The sequence below is a fragment of the Ignavibacteria bacterium genome (genome assembly GCA_013177855.1).
Taxonomy (GTDB): Bacteria; Bacteroidota; Ignavibacteria; order Ch128b; family Ch128b; genus Ch128b.
Genome location: JABLYA010000002.1, coordinates 171,820 through 188,843, shown reverse-complemented (window position 1 = coordinate 188,843; position 17,024 = coordinate 171,820). Strand labels below are relative to the sequence as shown.

Sequence of the window (17,024 nt, the reverse complement as noted above, 5' to 3'; positions counted from 1 at the left end):
CAAGTTTTAATATATTAGTAAACGAGGTTTTGATATGGTGAACATAGAATTGACGGAAAGAGAAAAACAGATTTTAAAGTGCATTGTTCAAAATTTTGTTTTGACTGCAAATCCGGTCGGTTCGAGGGTTATAAGCAAAAAGTATCAACTTGGCTTAAGTCCGGCTTCTATTCGTAATGTAATGGCTGACCTTGAAGAGAGAGGATTAATTTATCATCCGCACACTTCGGCTGGAAGAATCCCGACCGATCTTGGTTACAGGATCTATGTCGATTTATTGATGGAAGAACCTCATCTTGCACCACAGCTCAAAAGAAAAATTGATAAAGAGTTTAACCCCGAGAAATTTGAAGATGAAGAAGAGCTTTTAAAAATCGCATCAAGAATACTCGGTAAGATATCCTCCCAGCTTGCATTGGTAACTTATCCACAAATAATGAAGGCTACACTTGAAAGAATACAATTGGTCATTCTCCCACATAAAGTTTTGCTTGTTGTTTTATCACTTAAAGGCGGAATTATTAAAACAATTGATCTCGAATTCCCAATTGAAATTGAACAGGATAAAGTTGAATACATTCAGAATTTGTTGAATGAGAGAATCGCAGGCTTATCTCTCGAAGAAATCAAAAATACTTTTGTGGATAGGGTTGCTGATTTAAAAGATGAAAAAACTGGAATTGTGAGATTGTTCATAGATTCTCTGGATAAAATTTTCTCTGAGGAAAAAGAAATCGAGAAAGTTCACATTTCAGGTGTGAAGAATATTTTACAGATACCTGAATTCTCTGATACAGAACATATTCAAGCAGTAATTGAATTAATTGAAGATCGTGAAGTTATTCTTCATATTTTTGAAAGAACAAGCAAACTTGAAAATGACCAGATCCTGGTTTCTATTGGAAAAGAAAATGTTTATGAGAAATTGACTGAATTCAGTGTGGTTACAACTAAATATAAATTTGGTGATGCTGATGGTGTAATTGGAATGATTGGACCACGAAGAATGGATTATCCAAAAATAATTGCAATTGTTGGTTATATGTCAAAACTACTCACTAATATTTTGAGTAAGAAAGTTAACGAATAAGGAGGTGAAAATATGGCAGATAAAGAAAGATTTAATGATGAATTAGAGAAAGACTTAAATTCTGATAATAACCAAATTAATGACAATCAGAAAATTAATGAACAACAAGAACAGAATTCTGAAATTCAGAATAAAGAGACTTTAAGTGAAAGTTTAGAAACACAACAATCAGAATTAATCGAAGAACAAAAAGAAGAAGAGAAAGGAGCAGAAGAAATAAGCGAAATGGAAAAATTACAAAATGAAATTAATACTTTAAGAGAAGAAGTAAATCAATGGAAAGATAAGTTCCTTCGTAAAATGGCTGAATTTGAAAATTACAAAAAGCGAGTTGCTGAGGATCAACTTCAACTTGTGAAATATTCAAATGAGAAATTGATTAAAGATTTGCTTCCAATTGTTGATGATTTTGAAAGAGCATTAACATTCAGCAAAGAAGAATTGAAAAACAATTCAGTTCTTCAGGGTGTCGAAATGATTTATAATAAATTAATGAAAGTACTTTCTGATTATGGCTTGAAAAAAATCGAAGCAATGAATCAACCTTTCGATTTCAATTATCACGAAGCATTACTTCAGGTTCCGAAAGATGGAGTTGAACCATTAACCATAATTGAAGAAGTTGAAAAAGGTTATTTGTTGAATGACAAAGTAATTCGTCATTCAAAAGTAATTGTTGCTAGTGAATCGAATCTTCAAACAAATTCAAATGATAATCAAAATAACAACAACGAGGAGGTGAAATAATAGGTGGCAACGAAAAGAGATTATTATGAAGTTCTGGGTGTCCCTCGAAATGCTTCGCAAGAAGAGATAAAGAAAGCTTACCGTAAGCTCGCAATGCAATATCATCCTGATAGAAATCCGGGTAATAAAGAAGCTGAAGAAAAATTCAAAGAAGCAGCTGAAGCTTATGAAGTTTTAAGTGATCCAGAAAAAAGACGAAGGTACGATCAGTTCGGTCATGCTGGAATGCAGGGAACTGATTTTAGAGAATATACTGATATTAATGACATCTTTAATGCCTTCAGAGATATTTTCAGCGGGACAGGTTTCGGCGGAAGCATTTTTGATGATTTTTTTGGTGGTTCAACTTCAACAAGATCAAGAAGAACTGGTTCGGTTCAACGAGGCAGTGATCTAAGAGTAAAAATTAAACTAACCCTGGAAGAAATTGCAACGGGGGTTTCAAAGAAAATCAAAATCAAAAGATATAAGAAATGTTCATCTTGCAATGGCACTGGCGCTGAAAGTGGAAGCGGGCATAGGACTTGTCCAGTTTGTAATGGAACAGGTGAAATTAGACAGGTCAGTCGTTCCGTTTTTGGTCAGTTTGTGAACATTACAACCTGTAATAATTGTGGCGGTGAAGGCAGGGTAATTTCAAATCCTTGCAAAATTTGTGGCGGAGAAGGAAGGGTTCAAGAAGAAGCGACTGTAAATGTTGAAATCCCAGCAGGTGTGTCCACAGGAAATTATTTGACTTTACGCGGTGAAGGAAATGCTGGAAGACGTGGTGGCCCAGCGGGTGATTTGATTGTCGTTGTAGAAGAATTGCCTCACGAAATTTTTCAACGACAGGGTGATGATATTATCTATGAATTAAATTTATCAATTCCTGAGGCTGTTTTAGGTGGAGAAGTTGAAGTACCTACTCTAACTGGAAAAGCGAAAATAAAACTTGAACCAGGTCTTTCACCAGGAAAAATATTGAGAATGAAAGGTAAAGGATTACCGAACATAAATACAAAAAAACAAGGCGACCAGCTTATTGTTGTTAATATTTATGTCCCTCAGAAAATTTCAAATCAAGAAAAAGAATTAATGCAGACATTAATGAATAGTCCAAACTTTAAGCCAAAAGAGCGGACTAAAAAATCAAAAAATATATTTGAGCATTTCAAAGACATCTGGAATTAATGTCTATCTGGAGTAAACTCAATCCAAAAAATTTTTTTACAAAGGAAGAGATTACAATTCTGCTCTTCCTTATTTTGTTTACAATTGGAGGCGTAATTCTTAAGAATTTCAATTTAATCTTTCAAGTTGAAAAGCCTAAAAATCAATTTGAAAATACTGATATAGATAGTATATTAGTCGCAGTTTTTAGCGATGAAAAGATTGATAAATCGGAAACGATTATCAATCCTAAAAGAGATAATTCATTAAAAAAACAAAGCATTGACCTCAACAAAGCGACAGTTGAAGAATTAAGCAAGTTGCCAGGAATAGGTGAAAAAACAGCAATGAAAATAATTGAATATCGCCAGAGATTTGGTGGTTTTAAGAAAATTGAAGAGTTGATGAGAGTAGAAAGAATTGGCCAAAAAACTTTTGAAAAAATTAAAGATTATTTAATCATAACAAAATAGTTTTCGGAGGAAAGATGTCTACTGCTCAAAAATCAGAACCTGCATATATACACATCATTCTTATCTTAATTATTGTTGGACTTACTTATCTTTTAATTCAAGTAGCTATTCTTGAACCTCAAAGAGTAATTGAACAAGAAAAATACTTCAAAGAGGAATCAAGACTTAGAATGTTAAATCTCAAACAGCTTGAACTTTTGTACAAAGAAAAACACGGGAAATATACTGATAGTTTTGATTCCTTGTTTAATATTTTTAAGAAAGATCCCAATATTCAAGCAAAAGTTGATTCCTTATTCAGGCCGCTTAAGCATGGTCAATTCGTGCTTGATTCACTTAGATGGTCTCCTAAATCTCACCGTGAATATGTATTGCAGATTGATTCAACTTTAAGAACCGATTCAGTATTTACTCGAAGCGGACGCTTCTTAAGAATTGATACAACTATTGTTAAAGGGGAGTTGTATTATATCGAGTGTCCCGATGGTTATGGTTCGATTGGTGATCTAAGTAATCCATTAAAAGTTAACACTACAAGCTGGGGAGAAAAATAATTATTAATGGATGGGTTTCGAGTTAACTCAGTCGGATTTTTCATTGGTCGTGAAAGTCTCTACTGGGTTATACTCGAAACTCAATCCGATCAACGAATTGAACTAAAATCAATTGAAAAAATCCCATTCCATGAACCATTAGATCTTATAAATTACATATCGCAAGAAAATAGATTAAAGATTTACAATATCCTCCAAAAATTTCCCTTTGAGAACCTTGAATACAAAAAAATAAATCTTGCAATTGATTCAACTCTATCTTACGTTGTAAAGTTACCCGTCGAAAGAAACTTATCTCCTGAAGAATTAAAAGATCATTTAATCTGGGAATTTTCTCAACACTTCTATAACGAAAAACACGAGGATTATTCAATTGCATTTCACCCAATTTACCTTAAACCAGATAGTAAATTTGATTCAATCATTTTCCTCAGCATTCAAAAAGTTTTCTTGAACTTTTTCAAATATTTGTTTGAAGATTTGGGCATTAAACTTAAAATTACAGATATTGATCATTTTTCGGCAGAAACACTCTGCTTTGCTGTCTATCCAGAATTCTCTTTATCAAATAACTTTTTAATATCTCTTAAATCAGATTTTTTTGAGTTAAGTTTGATACAATCAGGAACTCTGGTTAATTACAGAAAAGTGACTTTCAATAATCAAGAAGAGGTTTTAAATTACTTCGAGAAAGAACTCGCACCAATTATTAAAAGTATGAAAAACAGAATTGGTAAAATTTATATCTGGGGCGAAAATTTAAAGAGCAGATTTGTCGAAGAGTTAAATTCGATTGTACCTGTCGAAGTGGTATTAATTAATCCATTCAAGAACTTTATTATTAACAAGAATGTGCTGAACTCTCCTGTTTATGAAAACTTCCACGAGTTTACCGCAGCTTGCGGAATAGCCCTCAGGAGATAATAAATGAGAATTATATCAGGTGAATTAAAAAGCAGAAAAATTAAAACCATTAAATCTCCTGAATTAAGGCCTGCCACAGATCGTTATCGAGAAACTTTGTTTAATATTCTAAGACATTATATCGATTTTGATGGAATAAGTGTGTTAGATCTCTACGCAGGTACAGGTGCAGTTGGATTTGAAGCTATTAGTCGTGGAGCAAAAATCTGTAGTTTTGTTGAAAAAGATTTTCAGACTTATAAACTTATTATTGAAAATGCAATTTCTCTTGGGATTGAGGATAAAGTAAAAGTTATAAAAGATACAGCGGAAAATTTTACCAAAAAGACCTCTGATAAATTCGATTTAGTTTTTGCTGACCCGCCTTATAATTCTGATACAATTTATGTCGTTTATCAGAACATTATTTATCGTGGATTGGTAAATGACGGTGGAGTGCTGGTTATTCAGAGAAGTCGATCTACAATTAAAGAAGACAGTGAGATATTTCAAATGCAGCCATACCGAAAAGTAGGCGGTGATGTAATTTATTTAAAAGTCTTTGGAGCTAAATAAAATGAAAAAACTAGTAATCTATCCAGGGACATTTGATCCAATTACATTTGGACATCTTGATGTTATTCAAAGAGCATCAGAATTATTTGACACGGTGATAGTAGCTGTCCTGGAAAATGCGTCAAAGAATCCGCTCTTTACAAAAGAAGAAAGAGTCGAGATGATTAAAGAAGCTGTAAAATCGATTTCAAATGTTGAAGTAGATGTGTTCGATGGATTGCTTGTTGAATATGCTAAACGGAAAGGAGCAATTGCAATCATACGAGGATTGAGAGCAGTCAGTGATTTTGAATATGAATTTCAAATGGCATTGATGAACAGAAAAATTTCAAGCGGGATTACAACGGTCTTTTTAATGCCTCACGAGAAATATACTTATTTGAACTCAAGTATTGTGAGAGAACTTGCACGACTGAATGCAAATGTTAGTGATTTTGTTCCTCAGTTTGTTGCAGAAAAATTAAAAGAAAAATTTGCTAAAAAATAGTCTTTTAGGCTGCTTTTCAATTCGTCAGAATTTATGCTTTAATTTTTTGAGAATTATTCAAGCCTAATTTCTTTGTCACATAAATGTAATCTTCAAATGAGTTCATATTATAAAACAAATCTTCATTAAAAAATGGCAGCGAAGAAGGATCAATAATCTCAGCTCCAAGTTTTTCAATTACATTTTGAATTGAAATATCTCTGGGTGAAAGTCCTTGCTGCAAATTTAGATTTAATATCACCTCAATCTCATCGACAATGCTTTTTGAATAAATTCCAAAAGTTGGTTCAATATAATCTCCGACTTTACAAACAACTATTTTTTTATCTGATTTATAATTGCAAATGTATTCTATCATTTCTTTGTTCATCAGAGGTAAATCACAGGAGATAATAAAGTTCTTTTCAGTTTCAGTTTCAATAAGTCCAGCATGAATTCCGCTTAAAGGTCCCATGTTTTTATAAAAATCTTCAACCATCGGAATGTGGAGGAAAACGAAATTTTCTGGTGAGTTGGTACTTAGAATAACTTTTGGAAAAAGTTCTTTAAGTTTTTCAACGAGTACTTGAATTATTGATTTATTGCCAATTGGAAGGAGCGCTTTTTCTTTTCCCATTCTTTTGCTTTTGCCGCCAGCTAAAACGATAGCAGTTATATCTTTAAACATAATTCCCCCGTATTCGATTACATTTAATTTTGATTTTTAGCTTTTAACCCATTTATACAGTATCTCTAAAAATTTTTGAAAATAAATTTATCTCTACTCTCAAAAGAAGAAATTAATTTCCAATCTTTCCAATTCAAATATAAGAGATGAGCCGATGCTTTTAAATACAAAGAAGAAACACAATAATTTTTATTTGCTGCTTGATCTTAAATTTAAATGAACTCTGTCCAATAAGTGATCTGATCTTTTTTCATTCTACTTCAATTTTTTGATTTAGTAATTTTGAAAAAATGAATTTTATACTTTGACGTTTTTATGGAAAAAATGAAGCAGCAATTAAAACTTCTATTTACAGACTCAGGTTTGGGTGGAATCAGCATAATGGCTGAAGCCGCTGATTTTCTTATAAAAGAAAAACCATTTGAGAGTGTTGATTTAATTTATTTCAACTCCACGCCTGACAAGAAGATCGGTTATAACAAAATGCCAAACGATGATGAACGAATTGCTGTTTTTAATTCTGCTTTGTATTCTATGAAAGAAAAATATAATCCGGATTTTATTTTTATTGCTTGCAACACACTTTCTGTTATTTATGAGCAAACAAGATTTGCAAAAGAAGAGAAAGTTCCTGTCGAAACAATTGTCAAGTACGGTGTGAATTCAATGAAAGAAAAATTACAGAGCGATCCGAAGTCGCAGGTGATAATACTTGGAACACCAACTACAATAAATAAAAACACTTATAAATTAAAATTAATTGAAAATGGTATCGATGAAACAAGAATTATAAATCAAGCCTGTCCAGATCTTGAGAGTGAAATTCAGATAAATCCAGAAAGCGATAAGACCAGAAATTTAATCCAGAAATATTTAGTTGAGGCACTGGAAAAGTTGCCAGATAAAAATGCCAAAACATTTCTTTCACTTTGCTGCACCCACTATGGATTTGCAGAAAAAGTATTTGAATCAGTGATGAATGAATTGAGATACTCTAACTATGAGGTTATTAATCCAAATAAAAGAATGGTCGAAAGCATTAAAGAAAAATTTAAGAATACAAATTGTGATCAAATACAAATGAGCAGTAAGGTTGTTTCAAAAGTAATTTTCTTTGAAGATGAAATAAGTTCAATAAGCAAGCTCCTAGAAAAAATTTCGGCTTTGGTTGCAGATAGTTTAAGAAACTATGAGCTGAAAGGGGATTTGTTTTAATTAAATGACAATACTAATGAGAATTATCAAAATACTTTCGACCGGTTGTAAAAATTATAGAGCAGGCTTTAGCTACTCTAAAAGTATTCTCATTAATTTTCCTAAAGTTATTAAAGCTTGTGGTGAATTTTATTGAAAATTTATTCGTGTCTATTAATATAAATCTGTCATGATTTAACTCCGAATTATAAAGATAAAATTCAAGCTCGATCGCTTTTTCTCCAAAAAATTCCCTTGCTCGGCTAAAAATTAATTCCTTTTTATAATCATTTAGTTGGTTATCTTCATCAAAGTTTATATGAAAAATTAGTTTATTTAATTTTTTAGATTTTTTTACAATGCTCAAAATGAAATTAAGATCGTCATCGTAATTTGGATTAATCATAAAATATTTATCACAAATTTCAATTTGCTGAGCTTCCCGCACATATGGGGAAAAAAGACGGAAATCAGAAATCGTTGTGCCTATGCTTAGTTCAATTGTTTTATTGTCTCTTAGCAAAAAGTTTTCAATATCATTGTTGTTATCACTGTTAAAATATTCTATGTCGTAAAAAATAATTTTATCCTTTTTTAGACTTTCGTACTTGATACCAATTTTTTCGGGTGTTTTTTGAGCTAATTCAAACAAGAAATTTTTTTGATCACTATTGATTATGTAGAATGCAAAGTTGAGATGTTTGGGATTGATATAATTTAAAAATTGAGATTCGTATTTGTTTTTAAGTGAATTTTTAATTTTTTCGAATTCATTTAGCCAAATTGATGTACCGCTGTTGTTGTCAAATACTATTATGTGATGTTGTTTTAAAATTTTTATCAAGCGAAAAAAATTGTACCCATTGTCTAAAACATCACGATTGTTTAAGAGCGTAAAAATAACATCTGGATCTAATACAATTGGCTGTTTCATTATTAATTAATCTTTTCTTTTTAATTGTGCTTTAAGTAGTGAAAATTCAAGTTCGGTTGATTCATCAAAAAAACCTTCCGGGAAAGGTTCCTTCAAAAAGCCATTATCAAGAATTTCAATTTCTTTTAGTTTTGTTATACCATTTTCATCGTTTTTATCAAAAAAATAAATCTTAACAAGGTCTTTTAATTTAGGTTTACTCACTTCATTATCAAAATGTGTAGGCAGCTCGAAATCATTTGCAATCAGTACTTGAAGTTTTTTAAGAAAATGCTCACTATGGGTTTCAATAATTAAGTAAGTAATTATCTGATTAAAAGTAAAATCCAGATATCTTAAAAAATAATCAACCAATTGTGATTGTAATTTTGGATGTAAATGAAGTTCAGGTTGTTCAATTGACACTATTACAAGCCTAGGTGAATTCAATGGATTTTCTTCTTTTTCAAGAATAACACCTAATATAGGTAAAATCTGAAGTAATCCACTGCAGGCTTCGGTTAAATTGGATTTACTTTTACCATCTATAGACACATATTCAATCCATCCTATGCCTAATTCGTTATTTTTATGCACGATTAGTTTACTTGCTAAGCCCATTTCTTTAATTTCAAAATTTATTAAAATCCAAGGATTATAGTATTCTAGATCACTATAAGTTTTTTGCAGAGTATTATGGTTTTTAGAAGGTTTTTCTATAACTTTTTTACGAATGGGTTGTTTATCATTACTAGTTGAAATGGTTCCCAATTTCTGATATTTTCTGTCAGAAGTACAATAAAGATAAGGTATGTAATAATAATCATTGTATTTAAAGACGTTACCTTCTAAATCAAAATATTTTTTAGGTTTCTCTCTTATAGCTGGAATATTCTCAAATGATTTTTTATCGCCAAAATAACTAAAGCATATGCTTGGAATTATATATCTAAATTTTATTAACTTCTTACAATAAGATTTAACTATTTTTATTTTTCTTTTGTATTCTTTTTGGTGTAAGATAATGTTTAATTCTTCAAAAACTAAATCAAAAGATGCATCTAAAAAGGGGTTAATAATTTTATTGGTATAATTATTCATGAATAGATGTTTATTTTGTAAATAAGACTCCAAATCATTGCAAGTATCGATTTTATCAAGGTAATATATTTCATTGGTTTTTAGGTCATAAATTCCAAAAGAAAAAAACAATTTTTCTTTTTCCTGAGATATTCTTAAAAAAACTTTAAAGCTTAAATTTTTTGTTTCTTCACGAAATTCATCTTCATTTTCATATATTTTATGTTTTTTAATTAAATGTCTTAAATCATTAGGAATAGAATAAAAAATACCTCTCGCATTTTTCATCGTCAATTCAAAAAACATTACTTTACTAACATCATTATTTAATACAGTATCCTTAAAAGAAAATAAATTTATATCTTCAAAGTTAAAACTTAAATTTTTTTCGTCAGATAATGGAGCTCCAGAATATCCTGCATTAAATAAATTATAAAAGAAAAATCTTGTAGCTTTTATAAGTGAGCTTTTACCTGAGCCATTATTCCCAAAAAAAAGCACTATTGGTTTAAGTTGAATCGTAATATCTTCAAAACTTCGAAAATTTCTTATTCTTAAAGATACTTCGGGCTGATTTTTTATCATTGTTTTTTACCTTTCATCTACTTCTTTAATGTGTACTAAAATTTTTTGACCCAAAAATCTTACTTAAATTTTTTATAAAGTTATATTCATCTCTTAATATTTCAAGATTTCTTTTTTTACTTAAAAATCCTGCCCATCATTCTGCCAAAAATTTTTCCAAGAATTCTGCGGCCAATTCTTTGGCCAATTTTTCCTTTTTGAACGGCGTTAATATCCCCAAGTATGCGGGCTATGAAATAGAGAATGGTGCGAATTTGATTGATAGACATAACCTGTCCTATGTTTACTTAATTTTACAAAAATATTTTTTATCTAAAAAGATATGAGTACAACTTTTTCGATTTTTCCAAATAAAAAAGCCCGACCATCTTTGATCGGGCTTAACAAATCAAATTCTTTTAGATTTAATTAAAACATTTCCTGATCTATTTCATCAGGATTTAATCTGTCTCGTTTTTCTTTATAGTTATTAAACTTATAACTAATTCCTAAAAATAGAACCCTTGTATCCATTTTTCGATTGAACTTGGAAGTGAAAGTCTCCCCATTTACTTCACCGCCAAATTTACGCGTATTGAAGACATCGCTTAATCGTAAGGTAACAGATAATTTGTCGTTCAAGAAATCTTTTCTTAATGCCAGATCCAATCCATACATTTCATACATTTTACCTTGAGCTATAATGGTGCTTCCGCCATAGCGACCGCCTCCGCCGCCAAATCCTCCACCGAACATTCCGCCCATTGTAATTGTTGGTGAGTTGTAATTGAAGACAATCTGTAATTGAGTTTTATCCCAAAATATAAACGAAGACATTATTCTAGTCATCCAGCTCGTTGCGTCTTGATTAACATTTAAGATTCCCTGACCGTCAACTTTTGTTTTGAAGTAAGAGAAGTTGGCAACGAGTCTCCACCATTTTGCAACTGGTTGTGTCCAGATAAACTCAACACCATAGTTTTCGCTTTTGGCTACATTGGCAAATGTGGTGTAAAGAACCCCATTTGGTTGAAGTGTTGTTAAAGATGAAATGACGCCGTTTGTGGTTCGGTAGAAAATACTTGTATTAAGAAATACAAATCCAAGAGCGTTGTTAAGATTCAGTTCATAAGAATTTGTGTATTGAGGATCAAGGTATGGATTACCTGCAAAGACATTAAGAGAATCAGAGTAATCTACAACTGGATTAAGCTGACGGTTGTTTGGTCTATCAACTCTTCGGCTGTAGCTTAGTTGCACTTCATTCATTGGTAAAAATTCGTATGAAATGTGTATTGAAGGATAAAGTGAAGTGTAATCTTTTTTAAATGATTGATTAGTTAAAGGCAGATTAGATTTTGTATAAACCTGCTCGCCTCTTAAACCAAACTGATATTTAATTCCAAACAATTGATGAGAAAAAATTCCATAAAGTGCATAAATCTGTTCATCGTATTCGAAGTAATTTTTAAGTGCCAGATTATCCACAAAAACTTGATTTGCAAAATCATAATTAAAGTAGTCGCTGTAAGTATTTACTTTTCTGATTGTTGCTTGAAATCCTGTTTCAAGTCTAATCCCAGATTTAAAAGGATGAATGTAGTTTGTTTGAGCAATATACATATCGTTTTTACCTTCACCAGAAAGTCTCCTCAATGAATGAACATAAGAAGTGGAAGGTAAATAAACATTATTCCATTGTTCAGCATCTTCGAGGCGGTTCATCTTAAAATTAGAATAAAGGAAATCGGCAGTAAATTCACGACCTTTTTCCTCAAAAGTTCTTTTGTATCCAAAAGAAAAGTTAAGCGAATTGAATGTTCTATCACCAGTATTGGAACGAATCATTTCAGATTCAAGAATATTACTTGCGTTGTAGGTTAAGTCATTGTTTGATGAGTTATTATCAAAAGTATTGTTTCGGTACTTTAGTGATGAGCTGAATGAATTGAAATCATCTAAGTTATAATCTGCGCCTAATGTAAAATTGTGAGAGTTCATTTTGTTTAAGCCAGACTGAGTCTGGTTTAAGAATGGTGATGTTGTTGATATACTCGATACTCTAATGTTTGTACCTGAAGAATTAAATCTATTAATTCTGCCATCATAACCAGCATAAACATTCACACCATCAAGTTTGTAGTTTATATTAAATGATGTATTGTATTTATCACCAGTTCCTGCGTTAAGTGTAATAATTCCATTTATACCGGCGTCTTTTCGTTTCTTAAGGACAATATTAATTATTCCAGCTGTACCTTCGGGATCATAACGAACAGAGGGATTGGTAATTAATTCAATCTGTTCGATTTGACTTGCAGGAATTTGTGAAAGGATGTCATAAGTGCTTACGCCTTCCATATTGGTTGGTTTACCATCAAGGAGGAGGCGAATGTTCGTGCTGCCTCTTAAAGCCACATTTCCATCTGCATCAACTGTTACCGATGGAATGTTTTGCATTACATCAAGCGCTGAACCTCCTACATTGGTCAGATCTTTTTCTACATTGATAACTTTTTTATCGAGATTATTGATTATTAATTCTTTTTCACCCTGAACTACAACATCACCGAGTTTAACTACAGCTGGTGAAAGTTTTATTACTCCAAGATCTACTTCAGGATTTCTTGGAGTAACAAGAACAGAGTCGATTACTCGAGTTTCAAATCCAATAAAACTTATTTTGATAAAGTATCTTCCAACATTTACATTATCAAGAACGAAATTTCCTTGAGAATTTGAGATCGTTCCTGTTGCCATTGATGAATCTCGAAATCTGTATAAAACAATATTTCCGTATTCGATTGGTTTCCCGGATTGCTCATCGATTAATTTCCCGGTAATTTTCCCATTAATATTAAGATTACCCATTGGTGATCTTCTTTGATCCTGTGCTTTTGTAATATTGAAAAACAAGAGCACAATAATTACGACTTTCAAAATATTTTTCATATATCTCCTCATTTTTATTTTTCTTTTGACAATAATTTGTGGTTCTGGTTTAAAACAAAAATATTTAGAATATTGTTCTTAAAATGCGAACTAAATTAAAAGAGGTATTTATGACAAATAACAACTGGCTTATATCTTTTTACCTGATTATATGTTTCCTTTTTATAAACAATTCGGTTTTTTCACAGATCAGTAGACTTGTAAATATTCAAGAACTAGATTCAACAATTTTAGTTGATGTTCGATACGCTACTGAAAATAACTTTACAGGTCAAAAACTTTATGAAACTAACAAAGTGTATTTGATCAAAGAAGCTTCCGAGTCACTTGTAAAAGTCAATCAATATTTAAAAAAGAAATACAATTTAAGATTAAAAATTTTTGATGGATATCGCCCGCTTTCCGTTCAGAAAAAAATGTGGGCAATTATGCCTGATGAAAGATATGTTGCAAATCCTGCAAAAGGTTCGAGGCATAATCGAGGATGTGCAGTTGATTTAACGCTTGTAGATTCGCTGGGGAACGAATTGGATATGGGAACGCCTTATGATGATTTCACAGAGAAATCACACATCGATTATAAAAATCTGCCTGAAAGAGTTTTGCAGAATAGAAAAATACTTCAAGAAGCGATGACGAAATTTAATTTTCTTCCGATGCGAACAGAGTGGTGGCATTTCGATTACAAAGGCTGGGAAAAGTATCCAATTTTAGATATCAAGATTAAGTAACTATAATCAGTTAAAATTAAACTAACCTGGCAAGATTATTTTTTCAATAAAATCACCTTTGATCGTTAAAAAATCCATTTACAATTAAAAAATTGCTAAAAGTAAAAGAATCATCCCTCTAGGCTTGCATATTATTCAAAAAATTTTATCTTTAATCTAACTCTTATTTTAACACAATGGAGGAGAATTACAATGTCAGAGAATCCCAAACCTAAGTTTGCGGTAATCGGTGCAGGCCATGGAGGACTAGCAATGGCAGGTCACCTTGCTATTATGGGTTTCGAAGTTAATCTCTATAACAGAAGTGAAGAGAGATTATGGGGTGTAAAATCTACGGGTGGAATTAGAATAGAAAGTGATTTTGGCCTGGAAGGATTTGGAGAGATTCGGATTGCAACTACCGATATGAAAGAAGCCATTGAAAATGTTGACATAATAATGATAGTGGTTCCTGCGACAGCTCACAGGTTTATAGCTGAACAGATGGGACCCCATTTGAAAGATGGGCAGATAATAGTTTTAAACCCTGGCAGAACTTTTGGGGCGTTAGAATTTAAACAAGTTTTGAATTCAATGAACATAAAAACAGATGTCATTCTAGCTGAAACACAAACTTTTATTTATGCATCGAGGGCTATAGGACCCGGACAGGCAAAAATTTTCAGAATTAAAAATTCTATCCCAATTGCATCAATTAGAGCTCATCTTATTCCAGAAGTTTTAAAGAAACTGAGGATTGCATATCCTCAATTTGTTCCTGGTGATAATATATTCAAAACAAGTTTTGATAACATTGGAGCAGTCTTTCATCCAACTTTGTGTATATTGAACGCAGGTTGGATTGAAGATGTATCTGATTTTCAGTTTTATGTTCAAGGGGTAACTCCTTCGGTTGCTAAAGTACTTGAAGAAGTTGATAGTGAAAGAGTCAAGGTTGCAGAAGCACTGGGAATAAGGTCTTTGACTGCCAGGGAATGGTTATACTTAGCTTATAGTGCATCAGGTGATACACTCTACGATGCTATGATGGCAAATCCAGGGTATAGAGGAATACTTGCTCCTAAACGATTAAATATGAGATACTTGACCGAAGATGTTCCAACAAGTCTTGTCCCGATCGCATCAGTTGGTAAAAAATTAGGTGTTGAAACTCCAACAATAAATTCCTTAATACATCTGGCTTCTTTGTTGAATCAGACAGATTATTGGGAGATTGGAAGAACAGTTGAGAGATTGAATATAGCCGACCTTTCTTTAAGAGAATTAAGACTATTAGCAATAGGAGAAAAGTTATGAAAAAGAAAATTATTATAGGTTGTGCACTCGGAAATTGTGTACACATTGGCGGTTTAAATCACTTTCTTCAATTAGCAGAACTCGAAGGCTTTAAAACAATCTCTCTAGGTCCTGCTGTCCCCCTTGAAAGACTCTTTAAAGAAATTAAAAAATATAATCCCGATATAATTGCTTTAAGTTATAGATTAACGCCAGAAGTTGCAGAGAATATTTTTAAATCTCTAGAAGAACTAATTAAAAAAAATCCATTTTTAAAAGAAAAGAATTTCATCTTTGGAGGAACAACAAGTGTTGCTGAGGTTGCCAGAAAATTTTCATTCTTTTCAAAAGTTTTTGATGGAACAGAGGATCAAAATTATGTGATTTCTTATCTCAGAGGACAAACCTTAGAACGAGGGGAACAGCTCTATCCTCAAACACTCGAGGAAAGAATAAAACAAAAATATCCTTATCCAATTTTAAGACATCACTTTGGCAGACCCACACTTGAAGAAACGATAGAAGGTGCCCGAAAAATTGCAGAAGCACAGGTCCTCGATGTTATTTCACTGGGAACGGACCAGAACGCTCAAGAATTTTTCTTCAGACCAGAGCTGATGAGAAAAGAACTTGATGGTGCAGGTGGAGTTCCTGTTCGTAAACCTGAAGATTTAAAAGCAATTTATGAAGCATCGAGAACAGGCAATTATCCATTGATGAGATGTTATAGTGGGACAAATGATTTGATTAAATGGGCGGAAATGTCAGTTGAGACAATTAATAATGCCTGGGCTGCTATTCCATTAACCTGGTACAGTGTAATGGATGGAAGATCCACTCGACCTCTTGAAATTTCAATTGCTGAAAATCAACAGGCAATGAAATGGTACGCTGAAAGAAATATTCCAGTCGAAGTAAATGAATCTCATCAATGGAGTCTGAGAGACGCTCACGATTCGCTGGCAGTTGCGACCGCTTATCTTGCGGCTTACAACGCAAAAAAGATGGGTGTTAAAAAATATGTTGCCCAATTTATGTTTAATACTCCGCCTGGAACAAGTCCACAAATGGATCTGGCAAAAATGATGGCCAAGAATGAGTTGATTGAAGAATTAAAAGATGAAAATTTTGATTTTTATCGTGAGGTAAGATCTGGTATCGCTCACTTTTCTCCTGATCCAGATATAGCAAAGGGTCAACTTGCTGCATCAATCTTAATAACCCTTTATATGAAACCGCACATTCTTCATGTAGTTGCTTATTGTGAAGGCGATCACGCTGTTTATCCAGAAGAATTAATTGAGAGTTGTAAGATTGCTCATGGAGTAATAAAAAATGTTTTGAATGGTTTACCAGATATTTCAAATGATAAAAGATTAAAGAAACGAAAAGATGAACTTAAGAAAGAAGCAAAGATAATTCTTGAGGCAATTAAGAACTTTGGAAGAAATATGAGTGATGATCCACTTGCAGATCCAAAAGTGCTGGCAAAAGCAATTAAAGAGGGAATTTTAGATACTCCGCATTTTATAGGAAATCCGCACCTGTGTGGTAGAATCAAAACAAATCTGATTAACGGCGCATGGTTTGCGGTTAACCCAAGAACAGGTAAAATTATTAAAGAAAAGCAGAGGCTTAAAAAGTATCTCAAATGAAAGGAGCGTTT

General features: G+C 32.2%; 17 protein-coding genes. 12 read left to right on the top strand and 5 right to left on the bottom strand.

The window, feature by feature from the left end:
• The first annotated feature begins 34 nt into the window (after positions 1 to 34).
• From hrcA to coaD, 8 genes are read left to right on the top strand one after another with little or no spacing between them, the layout of a single operon-like run.
• Complete coding sequence (gene hrcA / locus HPY57_12000) at positions 35 to 1,090, top strand: heat-inducible transcription repressor HrcA (protein ID NPV12499.1); 1,056 nt, start codon at positions 35 to 37, stop codon at positions 1,088 to 1,090.
• A 12-nt stretch (positions 1,091 to 1,102) separates the two neighbouring features.
• Complete coding sequence (gene grpE / locus HPY57_11995) at positions 1,103 to 1,837, top strand: nucleotide exchange factor GrpE (GenBank protein ID NPV12498.1); 735 nt, start codon at positions 1,103 to 1,105, stop codon at positions 1,835 to 1,837.
• Between the two features lie 3 nt (positions 1,838 to 1,840).
• Positions 1,841 to 3,010 carry a molecular chaperone DnaJ gene (gene dnaJ, locus HPY57_11990; protein NPV12497.1) on the top strand — a complete coding sequence of 390 codons (1,170 nt, stop codon included), beginning with the start codon at positions 1,841 to 1,843 and terminating at the stop codon, positions 3,008 to 3,010.
• The gene (locus HPY57_11985; GenBank protein NPV12496.1) at positions 3,010 to 3,462 is read left to right on the top strand and encodes a helix-hairpin-helix domain-containing protein; all 453 of its coding nucleotides are present in this window, start codon (positions 3,010 to 3,012) and stop codon (positions 3,460 to 3,462) included. Before dnaJ ends, HPY57_11985 begins: the two co-directional genes overlap by 1 nt.
• Before the next feature lie 14 nt (positions 3,463 to 3,476).
• A complete protein-coding gene (locus HPY57_11980) occupies positions 3,477 to 4,016 on the top strand; it encodes a hypothetical protein (protein NPV12495.1) in 540 nt (179 codons plus the stop codon).
• Between the two features lie 6 nt (positions 4,017 to 4,022).
• Positions 4,023 to 4,940, top strand: coding sequence for a hypothetical protein (locus HPY57_11975; GenBank protein NPV12494.1), 918 nt, complete (start codon positions 4,023 to 4,025; stop codon positions 4,938 to 4,940).
• Positions 4,941 to 4,943: 3 nt separating this feature from the next.
• On the top strand, positions 4,944 to 5,495 hold the full coding sequence (rsmD, locus tag HPY57_11970; protein ID NPV12493.1) for a 16S rRNA (guanine(966)-N(2))-methyltransferase RsmD: 552 nt from the start codon (positions 4,944 to 4,946) through the stop codon (positions 5,493 to 5,495).
• Between the two features lies 1 nt (position 5,496).
• Complete coding sequence (gene coaD / locus HPY57_11965; GenBank protein ID NPV12492.1) at positions 5,497 to 5,982, top strand: pantetheine-phosphate adenylyltransferase; 486 nt, start codon at positions 5,497 to 5,499, stop codon at positions 5,980 to 5,982.
• Between the two features lie 31 nt (positions 5,983 to 6,013).
• Here coaD and HPY57_11960 read toward each other — a convergent pair whose 3' ends face one another.
• Positions 6,014 to 6,649 carry a molybdenum cofactor guanylyltransferase gene (locus HPY57_11960; GenBank protein ID NPV12491.1) on the bottom strand — a complete coding sequence of 212 codons (636 nt, stop codon included), beginning with the start codon at positions 6,647 to 6,649 and terminating at the stop codon, positions 6,014 to 6,016.
• Between the two features lie 315 nt (positions 6,650 to 6,964).
• Here HPY57_11960 and HPY57_11955 point away from each other — a divergent pair, with 315 nt between their 5' ends.
• Complete coding sequence (locus tag HPY57_11955; GenBank protein ID NPV12490.1) at positions 6,965 to 7,864, top strand: hypothetical protein; 900 nt, start codon at positions 6,965 to 6,967, stop codon at positions 7,862 to 7,864.
• A 13-nt stretch (positions 7,865 to 7,877) separates the two neighbouring features.
• On the opposite strand, the gene HPY57_11950 is transcribed toward HPY57_11955, so the two are convergent.
• The 4 genes from HPY57_11950 to HPY57_11935 form a co-directional block, all read right to left on the bottom strand.
• Positions 7,878 to 8,777: a hypothetical protein gene (locus HPY57_11950; GenBank protein ID NPV12489.1), complete on the bottom strand. Its 900-nt coding sequence runs from the start codon at positions 8,775 to 8,777 to the stop codon at positions 7,878 to 7,880.
• Positions 8,778 to 8,783: 6 nt separating this feature from the next.
• On the bottom strand, positions 8,784 to 10,421 hold the full coding sequence (locus HPY57_11945; protein ID NPV12488.1) for a DUF3696 domain-containing protein: 1,638 nt from the start codon (positions 10,419 to 10,421) through the stop codon (positions 8,784 to 8,786).
• Positions 10,422 to 10,537: 116 nt separating this feature from the next.
• Positions 10,538 to 10,690: a hypothetical protein gene (locus HPY57_11940; protein NPV12487.1), complete on the bottom strand. Its 153-nt coding sequence runs from the start codon at positions 10,688 to 10,690 to the stop codon at positions 10,538 to 10,540.
• 139 nt (positions 10,691 to 10,829) lie between these two features.
• Positions 10,830 to 13,352, bottom strand: a complete 2,523-nt coding sequence (locus tag HPY57_11935) for a TonB-dependent receptor (GenBank protein NPV12486.1) — start codon at positions 13,350 to 13,352, stop codon at positions 10,830 to 10,832.
• 110 nt (positions 13,353 to 13,462) lie between these two features.
• Between HPY57_11935 and ddpX the strand changes: the two genes are divergently transcribed.
• The 3 genes from ddpX (at position 13,463) to HPY57_11920 (ending at position 17,013) form a co-directional block, all read left to right on the top strand.
• Positions 13,463 to 14,083, top strand: coding sequence for a D-alanyl-D-alanine dipeptidase (gene ddpX / locus HPY57_11930; GenBank protein NPV12485.1), 621 nt, complete (start codon positions 13,463 to 13,465; stop codon positions 14,081 to 14,083).
• 192 nt (positions 14,084 to 14,275) lie between these two features.
• Positions 14,276 to 15,379, top strand: coding sequence for an NAD(P)-binding domain-containing protein (locus tag HPY57_11925; protein ID NPV12484.1), 1,104 nt, complete (start codon positions 14,276 to 14,278; stop codon positions 15,377 to 15,379).
• The gene (locus tag HPY57_11920) at positions 15,376 to 17,013 is read left to right on the top strand and encodes a methionine synthase (GenBank protein NPV12483.1); all 1,638 of its coding nucleotides are present in this window, start codon (positions 15,376 to 15,378) and stop codon (positions 17,011 to 17,013) included. Before HPY57_11925 ends, HPY57_11920 begins: the two co-directional genes overlap by 4 nt.
• The last annotated feature ends 11 nt before the right edge of the window (positions 17,014 to 17,024 follow it).

Coding starts and splice junctions, on each gene's coding strand:
- HPY57_11955 (NPV12490.1), top strand. CDS start 6,965: ATGGAAAAAATGAAGCAGCAATTAAAACTTCTATTTACAGACTCAGGT.
- HPY57_11975 (NPV12494.1), top strand. CDS start 4,023: ATGGATGGGTTTCGAGTTAACTCAGTCGGATTTTTCATTGGTCGTGAA.
- HPY57_11935 (NPV12486.1), bottom strand. CDS start 13,352: ATGAAAAATATTTTGAAAGTCGTAATTATTGTGCTCTTGTTTTTCAAT.
- rsmD (NPV12493.1), top strand. CDS start 4,944: ATGAGAATTATATCAGGTGAATTAAAAAGCAGAAAAATTAAAACCATT.
- HPY57_11950 (NPV12489.1), bottom strand. CDS start 8,777: ATGAAACAGCCAATTGTATTAGATCCAGATGTTATTTTTACGCTCTTA.
- HPY57_11960 (NPV12491.1), bottom strand. CDS start 6,649: ATGTTTAAAGATATAACTGCTATCGTTTTAGCTGGCGGCAAAAGCAAA.
- HPY57_11980 (NPV12495.1), top strand. CDS start 3,477: ATGTCTACTGCTCAAAAATCAGAACCTGCATATATACACATCATTCTT.
- hrcA (NPV12499.1), top strand. CDS start 35: ATGGTGAACATAGAATTGACGGAAAGAGAAAAACAGATTTTAAAGTGC.
- HPY57_11925 (NPV12484.1), top strand. CDS start 14,276: ATGTCAGAGAATCCCAAACCTAAGTTTGCGGTAATCGGTGCAGGCCAT.
- HPY57_11945 (NPV12488.1), bottom strand. CDS start 10,421: ATGATAAAAAATCAGCCCGAAGTATCTTTAAGAATAAGAAATTTTCGA.
- HPY57_11940 (NPV12487.1), bottom strand. CDS start 10,690: ATGTCTATCAATCAAATTCGCACCATTCTCTATTTCATAGCCCGCATA.
- HPY57_11920 (NPV12483.1), top strand. CDS start 15,376: ATGAAAAAGAAAATTATTATAGGTTGTGCACTCGGAAATTGTGTACAC.
- grpE (NPV12498.1), top strand. CDS start 1,103: ATGGCAGATAAAGAAAGATTTAATGATGAATTAGAGAAAGACTTAAAT.
- ddpX (NPV12485.1), top strand. CDS start 13,463: ATGACAAATAACAACTGGCTTATATCTTTTTACCTGATTATATGTTTC.
- coaD (NPV12492.1), top strand. CDS start 5,497: ATGAAAAAACTAGTAATCTATCCAGGGACATTTGATCCAATTACATTT.
- HPY57_11985 (NPV12496.1), top strand. CDS start 3,010: ATGTCTATCTGGAGTAAACTCAATCCAAAAAATTTTTTTACAAAGGAA.